Origin of the sequence: Mesorhizobium sp. L2C084A000 (assembly GCF_000502875.1) — a bacterium.
In the GTDB taxonomy this organism is placed as follows: Bacteria; Pseudomonadota; Alphaproteobacteria; order Rhizobiales; family Rhizobiaceae; genus Mesorhizobium.
The window spans coordinates 300,952-313,643 of sequence record NZ_AYWX01000001.1; the positions used below are offsets into that span (position 1 = coordinate 300,952).

The 12,692-nt window shown below is 63.6% G+C and carries 9 protein-coding genes; 3 read left to right on the top strand and 6 right to left on the bottom strand.

Going from position 1 to position 12,692, the window contains the following annotated elements:
* Positions 1 to 39: 39 nt before the first annotated feature.
* Positions 40 to 1,104 carry a class II fructose-bisphosphate aldolase gene (gene fba / locus X735_RS164095; RefSeq protein WP_023808763.1) on the top strand — a complete coding sequence of 355 codons (1,065 nt, stop codon included), beginning with the start codon at positions 40 to 42 and terminating at the stop codon, positions 1,102 to 1,104.
* Between the two features lie 60 nt (positions 1,105 to 1,164).
* Here fba and X735_RS164090 read toward each other — a convergent pair whose 3' ends face one another.
* The 6 genes from X735_RS164090 to ftsZ form a co-directional block, all read right to left on the bottom strand.
* Positions 1,165 to 2,391, bottom strand: coding sequence for a VWA domain-containing protein (locus X735_RS164090; protein ID WP_023808764.1), 1,227 nt, complete (start codon positions 2,389 to 2,391; stop codon positions 1,165 to 1,167).
* On the bottom strand, positions 2,384 to 4,633 hold the full coding sequence (locus tag X735_RS164085; RefSeq protein ID WP_023808765.1) for a DUF5682 family protein: 2,250 nt from the start codon (positions 4,631 to 4,633) through the stop codon (positions 2,384 to 2,386). The genes X735_RS164090 and X735_RS164085 overlap by 8 nt, the downstream gene beginning before the upstream one ends.
* 4 nt (positions 4,634 to 4,637) lie before the next feature.
* Positions 4,638 to 5,717, bottom strand: a complete 1,080-nt coding sequence (locus X735_RS164080) for an AAA family ATPase (RefSeq protein WP_023808766.1) — start codon at positions 5,715 to 5,717, stop codon at positions 4,638 to 4,640.
* A 106-nt stretch (positions 5,718 to 5,823) separates the two neighbouring features.
* Complete coding sequence (locus X735_RS164075; RefSeq protein WP_023808767.1) at positions 5,824 to 7,251, bottom strand: DUF5691 domain-containing protein; 1,428 nt, start codon at positions 7,249 to 7,251, stop codon at positions 5,824 to 5,826.
* Complete coding sequence (locus X735_RS164070; RefSeq protein ID WP_245273044.1) at positions 7,248 to 8,633, bottom strand: SWIM zinc finger family protein; 1,386 nt, start codon at positions 8,631 to 8,633, stop codon at positions 7,248 to 7,250. Before X735_RS164070 ends, X735_RS164075 begins: the two co-directional genes overlap by 4 nt.
* Before the next feature lie 219 nt (positions 8,634 to 8,852).
* Entirely contained in the window at positions 8,853 to 9,887 is a 1,035-nt protein-coding gene (gene ftsZ / locus X735_RS164065) for a cell division protein FtsZ (protein WP_023808769.1), read from the bottom strand.
* A gap of 386 nt (positions 9,888 to 10,273) precedes the next feature.
* Here ftsZ and X735_RS164060 point away from each other — a divergent pair, with 386 nt between their 5' ends.
* On the top strand, positions 10,274 to 10,972 hold the full coding sequence (locus tag X735_RS164060; RefSeq protein WP_023808770.1) for a GntR family transcriptional regulator: 699 nt from the start codon (positions 10,274 to 10,276) through the stop codon (positions 10,970 to 10,972).
* A 247-nt stretch (positions 10,973 to 11,219) separates the two neighbouring features.
* Entirely contained in the window at positions 11,220 to 12,575 is a 1,356-nt protein-coding gene (locus X735_RS164055; protein WP_023808771.1) for a glutamine synthetase family protein, read from the top strand.
* The last annotated feature ends 117 nt before the right edge of the window (positions 12,576 to 12,692 follow it).

The following is a 12,692-nucleotide window of genomic DNA, read 5'->3' on the forward strand; positions in this document are numbered from 1 at the left end:
GCGACGTTGCGCTTGAAACCAGATACGGGAGACTATTGGGTGGCTCGCATAACACTGAGACAATTGCTCGACCACGCCGCCGAATACGGCTACGGCGTGCCCGCTTTCAACATGAACAACATGGAACAGGGCCTTGCCATCATGGAGGCCGCCGAGGAGACCCAGTCACCGGTCATCCTACAGGCAAGCCGCGGCGCCCGCGCCTATGCCAATGACGTGGTGCTGGCCAAGCTGATCGACGCGCTGGTCGAAATCCACCCCGACATTCCGGTCTGCATGCATCTCGACCATGGCAATAACGAAGCCACCTGCGTCACCGCTATCCAGTACGGCTTCACCTCGGTCATGATGGACGGGTCGCTGAAGGAAGACGGCAAGACGCCGGCCGACTACGCCTACAATTCCGGCATCACCAAGCGCGTCGTCGACATGGCGCATTGGGGCGGCGTGTCCGTGGAAGGCGAGATCGGCGTGCTCGGCTCGCTGGAGAGCGGCGGCGGCGAGCAGGAAGACGGCCACGGCGTCGAAGGCGCGATCAGCCACGACCAGCTTTTGACCGATCCCGAACAAGCGGTCGAGTTCGTCAAGGACACCCATGTCGATGCGCTGGCGGTTGCCATGGGCACCAGCCACGGCGCCTACAAATTCTCGCGCAAGCCTGACGGCGCAGTGCTGGCCATGAACGTCATCGAGGAGATCCACCGCCGGCTGCCGAACATGCATCTGGTCATGCACGGCTCGTCCTCGGTGCCCGAGGACCTGCAGGAAATCATCAACAAATATGGCGGCCAGATGAAGCCGACCTGGGGCGTGCCGGTCGAGGAAATCCAGCGCGGCATCAAGCACGGCGTGCGCAAGATCAACATCGACACCGACAACCGCATGGCGCTGACCGGCGCGATCCGCAAGGTGCTGACCGAGAATCCAAGCGAGTTCGATCCGCGCAAATATTTGACACCGGCCATGGCCGCCATGCGCAAGCTCTGCAAAGAGCGCTTCGAACAGTTCGGCACCGCCGGCAACGCGCAGAAGATCAAGCCGCTGCCGGTCGCCGAAATGGCCAAGCGCTATAAGTCGGGCAGCCTCGACCCGAAGTTCGGCTGAGCTCCAGCGATTTATCCCAGAGCTGCCAGAAGCATCCTGGCAGCTCTGGCGACGGCTGTTTTACTCCGGAGTCTCGGCCTCGGCACGAACCAGCTTGATATCTGCGCCAGCCGCCCATGCGCCGATATCTTCCCGACGCAATGCCGCCGCCATCATGTCTGGAAACAGATCCGGCGTGCAGGCAAAAACCGGAATGCCGAGGGCGGCCACCGAGCCTGCCATCTTCGGGTCATAACCCGGCCTGCCCTGGTCGGTCAGCGCCAGGAGCACCACGACGTTGACGCCGGAGCGAACGAGTGCAGCAAGCCGCTGCAGCAATTCCTGCCCGTTGCCGCCCTCATAAAGGTCGGTGATCAGCACCATATGCGACTTGGTCGGCCGTTCGATGCGGTCCGCGCAATAGGCCACGGCCTGGTTGATGTCGGTGCCGCCGCCCAGCTGCACGCCGAACAGGACTTCGACAGGATCGCTAAGCTCCTCGGTCAGATCGACGATTGCCGTGTCGAAGCAGACAAGCTTGGTCCGCACCACCGGCAGGGAGGCCATCACCGCCGCGAATATCGAGGCGTAGATTACCGAGCTTGCCATAGAGCCCGACTGGTCGACGCACAGCACCACCTCATCCAGGTCGACCAGCCTTCGCTGTTTGCGCATGAAGCCGACCAGCTTCTCCGGCACGATGGTCTTGTGCTCGGGCTGGTAATGGCGAAGGTTGGCTGAGATCGTACGCGGCCAGTCGATGTCGCGCTGGCGTGGGCGGTTGGTGCGCTGCGATCGGTCGACCGCGCCGCGTATCGCCTCGGCTGTCTTCTGTTCCAGCCGCTGCATCAGCTTGGCAACGATATCGGCGATGATCGTGCGCGCAATGTCCTTGGTCTTGGCCGGCATGACCGAGCGGAGCGAAATCAGGTCGGCGACGAGATTGACGTCGGCCTCGATCGCTTTGAGGAATTCCGGCTCCATCAGCATCTGCTTCAGGTTGAGCCGTTCGAAGGCATCCTTCTGGACGATCTCGACGACCTGTGCGGGAAAGAACGACCTGATATCGCCCATCCACTGTGCCACCCTTGGCGCCGATCGGCCGAGGCCGCCGCGCCGCTTGCGCGGATCGGCAGCCGCATCGCCGGCACCATCGCCGTAAAGCGCATCGAGCGCCGCGGAAAGCCGCTTGTCGGTGTCGGACAGCGCTGACGAGGTTTCCTCATCGGCACCGATCGCCATGCGCCAGCGGCGCTCGCGTCCGTCGCCGGCTTGGATTGGCTCGCTGATTTCGGCCTCGTCATCCATTGCCGGCCTCGCTCATCAGCAGGGGTCCAAGCCGTTCCAGGTGCCGGCGCCACGCTTCGCCGCCATCCGGAGTCGGCGTCAGTCCGGCAGGCAGCCGTGCGGTGCGGCCGAGCACCGCTTCGATCAACCGTCGCCGCTCCATCGAGTCCAGATGCGAAAAGACCCGGCGCAGCAACGGCAGATGGGCAATGAAGGCCTCTTCGTCGAGGGATGCGAGCCAGGCATCCACCGCACCGCGCAGGCCCTCGTCGTAGATCAGCCGTTGGCCGGCAGTGCTGAAGAAACCCTCGAAGAACCCTGCAGCCTCGGTGACCGGCGTTCCTGGAGACAGACGTCGTGCGATCAGACCGGTTGCCGCGTCGGCTGACAAATGGCCGGCTTCGTAGAGCAGATGCGCGGCACAGCCTGCCACCAGCGCCGTCGAGCGCGATCCATCGAGCACCGCAGCCAGTCCATTGCGCCAGATGTCCAGCACGTCCTGTTCAGGCTCGACCAGACTGATCGCTTCGTCGGCCTTGCGCATGGCGCCGACCAGCGTCGTGGATGCCTGGGCATCGAGGTCGCGGGCGGCATAGGCAAGTGCGATCCCGCCTTCGACGATCAGCCGCTCCAGGAGGCCGGACAGACGGGCGGTTTCCGTCTTGCGAGCCTCGCCGTAGCGGATGATGTCGGCGAGCGGCGGCACCGATGTCAGGATTTCCAGGCATTCGCTGCTGCGCGCCGCCCGTTCCTCCAATGCCGCGAGACCGGCCGCCGACGCTTCCGACAGGTTTGCCGTGATGGCGCCCTGGACCAGTGCGGCCATCGCATCAAGAGACGTCGCCGCGCCGATCATCTGGATCAGCCGGCCATTGGCCGCCTTTTCGATGGTTGGTCCGTAGACCAGGTTCTCGACCAGTCGAACGGCATATTCAGGTTCCCACGACAGCATCCAGCGCTCGCGAAAGGTGCCGCGGCTGCGGCCGCTGTCGGTCAGCTTGCCCCAATGCACGCCAAGCACGGACAGCCGGTGCAGCAAGGTCGATCGAAACAGCCCGCTTTCGCTGCGCAGGTCGACCGACAATTCACGCTCCAGCGCTTCGGGCTTCAGCCGCGCCGCCTTCTGGCTGCGCTGCAGGTCCTCGATCAGCGGCGCCAGCGGCGTGTCCGGCGGAATTTCACCGACATCGGCGCCCAGCAGCAATTCGGCTTCGACCAGCGCCCACAGCAGCGCTTCCCCGTTGAACAGGGCGGCGATCGCGGCGTCACGCAATTCCTCGAACCCGGGCTTTGGCCGTTCACGGATCACAGCCAGCGTGCGGGCCAGCCGTTCGGCTTCGATCAGCGAGGCGGTCGAGACCATGTGCCCCTTGGCCCTCAGGACCGCCGCGATCTTCGCCAGCCACAGGACCGAGGAGTCCCCTTGCCCGCGCGTCTGCCACAGATGCTTGCACCAGCCGGGCGCGACAACGCCGGCGCCATAACCGAAGCCCAGCGCCAGGCGCGGCCCCGTCCACGGCGCCCAGGTCATCATGCTTTTGCGGCGGGCGAGCCCCTTGAGTAGCGCCTGGTCCTCCTTCAGCGGTCGCGTCGCCTGCAGTGCCGGCACATGGAAGGCACCGCAAACGATAGCGATCGGCCCATCGAATTCCTTTCGCGCGGCGGCGATTTCAAGTCGCATATGCGCTTCGCGCTTTGCCTCGAATTCGGCAAGCGGACCTTCGCCTTCGCGCAACGTCGTCATCGCGTCGGCTATTGCCGCGAAGATTGGGCCGGGCTCAGGGTTCTGCTCGATGATATCAGCCCACCAGCTTTCGCCATCTTCATAGCCGGCAGCTTGTGCCAGCGTTCCGATCGGGTCCCGCAGATGCGGCGCCAAGTCAGCCTCAACGCTGGCTTCCGTTCCATCGCTATCGGTTTCCCCCACGGCCTCAATCGGCGCAGTGCGGGCTGAAGACGGCAAATCGATGAAGCGCACTGCCGCATTGTTGGTGACGGCCCAGAGCGTCGCCTGGTACTCCGGCGAGAATTCGGCGAAGGGCCAGAAGCTTGTCGAGGCCGGATCGTCTTCGGGATAGCAGAGCAGCGCCACCGGCGGCTGCATTTCGGGGTGGGCCAGCAACGGCAGCAGCGGGCTGGCGTCGGCCGGTCCTTCGATCAGCACGGCGACCGGTTTCAACTCCTGCAACGCCTGCACCAGGCTGCCGGCGGAGCCTGGCCCGTGATGGCGTATGCCGAAATAGGAAACGTCGCTAAGCGCCATGGCGTCAGATCGCCGCGTTCAAGGCCGCGTAGTAGCCGGCATAGTCTGGCCGCTTCTTGAGCACGGTTTCCAGATACTCCTCCAGCACCAGTTTGTCCTGCACCGGATCCTTCACGATCGCACCGACGAGGCTGGCGGCAAGACCTTCGGCGCCGAGCTTGCCGCTGTCGAACCAGGCCGCCTGGCTGAGGCCGCCGACCATGGTGGCAATGGCTTCGGCCGTGGACAGCGAACCGGACGGCGTCTTCAACGTCACCTTGCCGTCGGCTGTAGCGCCGGAGCGCAACTCGCGAAAAATGGTCAGCACGCGCGCGATCTCCTCACCGACATTCTTCGGCACCGGCAGGTCAAGACCGCCGGCCATCTCGCCGACCCGCTTGGAGACAATCGCCACTTCCTCCGCCATGTCTTCGGGCAAGGGCAGTACGACGACGTTAAAGCGGCGCTTCAACGCCGAGGACAGCTCGTTGACGCCCTTGTCGCGGTTGTTGGCGGTGGCGATGATGTTGAAGCCGCGCTGCGCGTAGATCGAGGTGTTGAGTTCCGGGATCGGCATCATCTTTTCGGACAGCACGGTGATCAGCGTGTCCTGGACATCGGAGCCCATGCGCGTCAGCTCCTCGAGGCGGCAAAGCTTGCCGTCCTGCATGGCGCGGTAGAGCGGCGTCGGCACCAGCGCGTCCTGGCTTGGGCCCTTTGCCAGAAGCTGTGCGTAGTTCCAGCCATAGCGGATCTGGTTCTCGTCGGTACCAGCCGTGCACTGCACGATCAGGGTCGAATCGCCCATGATGGCGGCGGCGAGATGTTCCGACACCCAGGATTTGGCCGTGCCGGGGACACCCAGCAGCAACAGCGCGCGATCGGTGGCGAGCGTCGCCACCGCGGTTTCCATCAGCCGGCGCCGGCCGACATATTTCGGCGTTATCACTGTCCCGTCGTCAGCCTTTCCGCCGAGCAGGTAGGTAAGGACCGCCTTTGGCGAAAGGCTCCATCCGGCAGGCCTTTGCCGCTCGTCATTGCGCGAGAGCGCCTGCAATTCGGCGGCATAGGCCTGCTCGACCGGAAGACGGATGGCTGCGTTCATTAGCTGTTCTCCGGATTGATCATGTGTCGGTTANGGCATAGGCCTGCTCGACCGGAAGACGGATGGCTGCGTTCATTAGCTGTTCTCCGGATTGATCATGTGTCGGTTAAGGCTCGGCCAGCGCTGCGTTGAGGCGCAGAAGACCGAGTGAAGGCGCTGCCGGCGCCATACCGCCCGCAACGACGTCTCCGATCAATTTCTCCGCCGTCGCCGCCGTGGCGAGAAAGCCCATAGTTTCCAGGAGCTGGTCGACGCCCCGCTTCACAGCGTCATCGTTTCCTGCAACAGCGGAGCGAAGCGCCGGGAGCGTCTGGCCGTTTGTCAGGTCGGCCCATTCCAGCCAGCTTGCTTCGAGGCCCTCGGCCAGATTGAGCGCGCCGAGATGTTGCGTGTCCTTCAGGATCGACTTGATCAGGACGCGCTTCCTGCGGCTGTCCAGACGCGCCATGAGGTGGAGGACGAAGAGTGCGGGCTTGCCACCTTCGGCGACAAGCATATCCGCCATGTGCGTCACCGCGGCGTCGCTGCCCGACGCCGCGACCATTCGGGCAACAAGGATATCGGCATTGTTCTCAGCGCCGAATTGCCACGCCCCGATAAACTCGGATTCGGTGGTGCCGAAGCGCGTGGCGAGGTCGACCAGGTTGCAGGTCTCGAACAGTTCGGCGCGACGTCTTTCCTGCGCCGGCGATTTGAGTTTTGCCGGCGTGTAGGTGGTGCGGCGGCGGATGAAGCCGGATTTGCCTTCAGCGATGAAGGCAGCGAGTTCGGCCGTCGGATCTTCCGGCCCGCCATCGCCTGGCGAGCCGTGCTCTCCCAATCTTGCCAGCAACCGGCCAGCGAGCTCGCGCAGCTTGCCGGAACGATCGGCGGAGAGGCTCTTCAGGAACGGCACGTCATCAGCGCCCAGGCCGAAGCGCAACAGGTCGACGAGTGCAATCCTGATTTCCGCCGGCTCGCCGGATGCCTTGGTTTCGATCAGCTGCCTAGCCGAAGCCGGTGCGGTGCGGCGCATATCGGCGAGCGCGGTGCGGCGTGCGGCGGGATAGAAGTCATCCCAGTTTTCCACCGTCAGATGCTCCTGGCTTGCAGGTTTTTCGCCGTCCGCGCCTGCCTGCCAGTCGATCCAGGGTGCATAGACGTCCGGACTGCTCTGATCCGACGCGGCTGGCATCCAGTCCATCGGATGCAGCACGAAGCCGCGGCTGGAGACGAGCGTGACCACACGCGACTTGCTTCTTGTGTCGGCGGCATGCTTTAGCGCGGCTCGCAATAGCGGCCGCAGCCGTTCCGGCAGCATCGGCAAGGCGAGTTCGGGCAATTGCGGGCGGCGTTTCAGCGTCTTTGGCGCGGCTGGCCGCAAGGCGATGTCGAGAGCTTGTGCGGCGATCGCCAGCAGCCGGCGTTCGCGCTCGTCGGGGCTGGCACCGCCGGCGATCTCCTTCCACGCGCCCGGAGCCAGGTCGAAGGTGATCCCGCCGGTGATCCAGCAGTCGCGCATGGCCGCCAGGCCGGTCTGCTCGATCTCGTTCACGACAGGTCAAGCCTACCGAAACCGCTTTGCGCCGCCAGCAGGTCAAGCCGGCTGCCATTCCAAAGTGCTGCCGTTGCCATAAGGTCCAGCCCAAGCAGCGTTGGATTGACGGTGTCGGCAATCGGCAAGGCGATACCATGCGGATCGCCGGCGGCTTGCCACCAGGCGGCGCCCCGATCGTCCAGCAGGATCGCGCCGGGCGGCAGCATGACAGGACAATCGGTGAGCCAAGGGGCTGCGTTCTGGTGAGCAGCATGCGCCGCGAGCGGATCGGCTGTGTGAAAGCCGAAATCGGGCCACTCACCTGTCGGGACGTCGCCCTTGCGGTCCGCCACCAAGGCCCGCAGCGGCTGGCGTGCCGGGTAAAAGACCAGCCTGGCATCGAACCGGTCGCCCGGTGTGAAGGCGTTCGACCGGCGACCGGCCGAGGCCGGAAAATAGTCGAGCAAGAGAGCAAATTGCGGGCTCGCGCTCTTCAGGTCGAGGAGCCAGGTCGAATGGCTGACGAGACCGTCACGGCGCGACTCGATCTTCTCGCCAAGCACCTCCCAGACGCTTTCGACCTGTTTGGCATCGGGATTGGCCAGAACCTGCTCACGGCTTTCGGACGTCGATACGAGCCGCCTCAGTTCGGCGTCTCCTGGTGTCGATCGCCAGGCCTTGACCACCAGCACAAGCTTGCCGAGTTCGCGGAGCGCCGCGTCCGGGCGCTCCTCGCTGCGCAGCCCCATCAGCCGTGACGGAATCTCGTCGATGCGGCCGGCAAGCGCTGTCGCCTTCATGTCGACCAGCCGTGCCGCAATCCGGCGGCAACGATCACTGCTGTTGTCGACAAAACCGGCCAGGCCAAGCCGCAACTGGTCAGCGATCCATTGATCCAGCTCATCCAACGCCGCCGACACCGCGGATTGCGTATCCAGCGTCCGCTTGCGCTGCGCTGCCTCGCGGCGCTCGACCGCAGCGGCGTCCTCGATGTCTGCGCTTTCGTCGTCGCGCGAGGCCTCGCCAATGCTCTTGCCTCCCGCACCGGGCGCTGGCGCCGCCGGCTGTGGCGAGGCCTTCCTGCGGCGGCCGAGCCAATCATTCACCCATTCCGGGGTCGAGCCTGCGGCGGTAAAACTGGCCGGCGTGGTGGCTGCAATCCACATCAGCGCCAAAGTGTGCTTGCAGGGAAATTTCCGCGACGGACAGGTGCATTTGTAGCCATGGTCGCCGGTGTCGACGACCACACGATACGGATTGGAGCCGGAACCCTGGCATTCCCCCCAGAGGAGCCCCAGCTGATCGCTCTTCTCGAGCCGTGGCCAGTTCGATTGCCTGGTCAACCTGGAAGCGGCGCTCAACGACGCCTGATCGGGCGCAAGCGCTTCGATGGTTTTCAAGTCGAATTCCAAGCCGCGCCTCTCGTCGCTCGAACGATACGAGTAGCCAGTATAGATGGCCGTCCATGACGGATTCTTGTAGCAGCAACCGTACAGAGATCGATACAGCTGAACACAATAGTTGCGCCAGTCAATCTGATCCGTCGGCAATGCCATTGCTATTCAGCGATGTCTCCCCCGAGAAATTATCTCTTGGCGAGGATAAACGCGCGATATGACTTATTGAAGCGTCCGCGCCGGCTGACCGGCGTGGTCGCGTGCGATGCCGGCTTCGGCATCCTCGGCGCCAAAAGCACGGTCGAGGCCCGTCGCCACGACCGAGACCCTGAAGCGGCCTTCCATGCCCTTGTCGAAGATGGCGCCAACGATGATGTCGGCATCCTCGTAGACCTCTTCGCGGATGCGGGTGGCGGCCTCGTCGACCTCGAACAGGGTCATGTCCCTGCCGCCCGATATCGAGACCAGCACGCCCTTGGCGCCTTTCATCGACACTTCGTCGAGCAGCGGGTTGGCGATCGCGGCTTCGGCCGCCTTCATCGCCCGACCCTCGCCGGAGGCCTCACCGGTGCCCATCATGGCGCGGCCCATGTCGCGCATCACCGATTTGACATCGGCGAAGTCGAGATTGATCAGGCCTTCCTTGACGATGAGGTCGGTGATGCAGCTGACGCCGGCATAGAGCACCCGATCGGCAATGACGAACGCATCGGCGAAGGTGGTCTTGGCATCGGCGATCCGAAACAGGTTCTGGTTCGGGATGACGATCACCGTGTCGGCGCTCTCGCGGAGCCGCTCGATGCCCTCTTCGGCCATCTGCATGCGGCGCCGGCCTTCAAAGGCGAACGGCTTGGTGACGACACCAACCGTCAGGATGCCGGCCTTGCGTGCCGCCTGGGCGATGATTGGAGCCGCACCGGTTCCCGTGCCGCCGCCCATTCCGGCGGTGACGAAACACATATGCGTACCGGCCAGATGGTCCATGATCTCGTCGAGCGATTCCTCGGCCGCGGCGCGGCCGATCTCGGGAAGCGATCCGGCGCCCAATCCTTCGGTGACGTGGGCGCCAAGCTGGATCAGCCTGGACGCCTTCGACATGGTCAGCGCCTGGGCGTCCGTGTTGGCGGCGATGAATTCAGTACCCTGAAGCTGCTCCGCGATCATGTTGTTGACGGCATTGCCACCGCCGCCACCAACGCCGATCACGGTGATCTTGGGTCTCATCTCGGAGATTTCGGGCTTCTTGAACTCGGCCATGCCTGTGTCTCCTTCGCCAATTGCGCGCGCTTCACGACCCACCCGCAGACTGCCTTGAAACCTTGCAATCGAGCGGCATGATGCGAATCACTCCGTTGCGATGGGTAGCCCAAAAAGCCAGACAGCGGCCAGAGGTGCAAGTGCATGCGAGGTCAAGATTTGTGATGACCGTTTTGCACAGCGTGGCAGAGACGCCATATGCCTGACAATCAAGCCGTCGGCCTTGGTGCGACGCGTCGGCTTGCCGCGCAACGATCGAAGCGTCTATCATGTGCTTGATAAGTCGCTGACTTCGGCGTTCTCGCCGGGCTCGGCCACGCAGAATCCCCAGCGGCGAAACCAGCCGGCCGCACAGATTTCTGAACCGATGAAGCAGCGCCCCGCCAATGGCCGACAAAACACAATTCGGGTTGACCGCCGTCGACACCGTTCCCTTGCATGAAAAAGTCTATCTGGAACTTGTGCGGGCGCTGATGTCCGGCCAGTTCACGCCGGGCCAGAAGCTGACGTCGCGAAAACTCGCAAGGGAACTCGGCACCAGCGACATGCCGGTGCGCAGCGCCTTCATGCGGCTGCAGGCGCTGCGGGCGCTCAGCCCGATGCCGAACGGCAGCGTCGAAGTGCCGGCGATATCGGCCGAGCGGTTTTCGCAATTGACCGCGGTGCGGACTATCCTCGAAGGCTCGGCGACCGAACTGGCGACAAAACGCATCAATGGCAACAATCTGCGCACCATCCGACGCCACGCCACCGACCTGACTTTGGCGGCCCGCAAAGGCGATATCGATGATTACCTGCGCAAGAACCACGACTTCAAATTCTCGATCTATCGCCATTGCGGCAACGAGCAGATGATCTTCCTGATCGAAACCGTATGGATGCAGGTCGGCCCTTTCCTCAGGAACCTTGCCATGGGTTTCGAGGATAACCTCGCCTCCATCCTCGACATCGACTTTCACGAGGAAGTCGTCGCTGCGATCGAGGCCCAGGATGGCGAGCGCGCCCGCGCTGCCATCGTGCGCGACATCGACGAAGGGGCCTCGCACATACTGCAGCAGGCGAGATTTCCGAAGGCGAGAAACTGATGCGCGTCGCGTTTGTGCGGATTCGGGCGACGCCACTTGGCTTTCCGGCCTCTTGCCTCTATGTTGCGATCGCAGATCGCGCAATTGGTTTTGAAATGCCTCCCGACATCCCGGCTAGTGACTTGAAAAAATAAGGAAAAGCGCTTGGCGACAGCCAAGTCTGTTTTCCTAAAACTCACAAGCTATTTTTATCAGGGACAGTGCAGCCGGTCAGGTTGCGGCACCTTCGAAAACCAGAGGTCATAAATTGAGCGATGCAATTGCGGACGTTTTGAACTGGCTTGATAGCAGGACCGACATCCAGAGCCTGAGAGCCGCGGTGTGCGACCTCAACGGCATCATGCGCGGCAAGCGCATTCCCGTCGAGCAGGCAAGAAAGGCGCTGGAAGGCAAGCTGCGCATGCCTTTTTCGCTGATCGGGCTCGATGTCTGGGGCGAGGACATCGAAGGCAACACACTGGTATTCTCGACCGGCGATGCCGACGGACTGTGCCAGTGGACGGGGCGCGGCATTCTGCCGGTGGCCTGGACGGCGCATCCGACGGCGCTTGTCCCCCTCTGGCTCGCCGACGAAAGCGGCGCGCCTTATCTCGGCGACCCGCGACGGGCGCTGGCCCGCATCCTCGATCGCTACAAGGCCTTGGGCCTGACTCCGGTCGCGGCAACGGAACTCGAATTCTACCTCGTCGATCCGCAGTCGCAGCGGCCGGTCGGACCGGTCTCGCCGGTGACCGGACGCCGCCTCGATTCCGACGCGGCGCTGTCGATCGACGAGATTGACGACTTCGAATCCTTCATCCATGACGTCTACGAGGCCTGCCGGACGCAAGGCATTCCCGTCGACACGGCCATCGCCGAGAACGGCGTCGGCCAGTTCGAAATCAATCTGAACCATGTCGCGGACGCCTTGCGGGCGGCTGACGATGCGGTGCTGTTCAAGCGCACCGTGAAGGGCATTGCCCGCAAGCACGGCTTTGCCGCCTGTTTCATGGCCAAGCCCTATGGCGACCGGGCCGGCAACGGCTTTCACGTTCATTTCAGCCTGGTCGACGGCGAAGGGCGCAACGTCTTCGATGACGGCACCGACCAGGGTTCTGAGACCATGCGCCATGCGGTCGGCGGCCTGCTTGCGGCAATGGCCGAAAGCACGCTGGTGTTCGCGCCGCACTTCAACTCCTACCGCAGGCTGCGCCCGAGATCCTATGCGCCGACCGCAGTCGCCTGGGGTTATGAGAACCGTATGGTCGCGATCCGCATTCCCGGCGGGCCAACCGGTGCGCGCCGCATCGAGCATCGCGTTTCGGGAGCCGACGCCAATCCCTATCTGGTGCTAGCGGCCATATTGGGCGCCGCACTGACGGGCATTGAAAGACAAATATCGCCAGGCGATCCGATCGGCACCGACGGCCAGGGACTTCCGCCGGCAAAGCTGCCGCCGGACTGGGCGTCGGCGATCGCCGCCTTCGAGAGCGGGACGCATGTGGCGGAGATTTTTCCAGCCATCCTGCGCGACTCCTTCGTTGCCTGCAAACGCCAGGAATTGAACACGTTCGCGCTCAATGTCAGCGATTTCGAGATCGAGACATACCTCGAAAGTGTTTGAGGCCCGATTGCCCCAGCGGCATTGGTTCCGGCCGATTTTCGAGCAGCCGCAAAGCACTTGCGGTGGGGTCGCTAACCGGGCATAAACATGATGGTTTTTATCATGTATTATGGCTGG

Coding starts and splice junctions, on each gene's coding strand:
- X735_RS164085 (WP_023808765.1), bottom strand. CDS start 4,633: ATGGCGCTTAGCGACGTTTCCTATTTCGGCATACGCCATCACGGGCCA.
- X735_RS164080 (WP_023808766.1), bottom strand. CDS start 5,717: ATGAACGCAGCCATCCGTCTTCCGGTCGAGCAGGCCTATGCCGCCGAA.
- X735_RS164060 (WP_023808770.1), top strand. CDS start 10,274: ATGGCCGACAAAACACAATTCGGGTTGACCGCCGTCGACACCGTTCCC.
- X735_RS164090 (WP_023808764.1), bottom strand. CDS start 2,391: ATGGATGACGAGGCCGAAATCAGCGAGCCAATCCAAGCCGGCGACGGA.
- ftsZ (WP_023808769.1), bottom strand. CDS start 9,887: ATGGCCGAGTTCAAGAAGCCCGAAATCTCCGAGATGAGACCCAAGATC.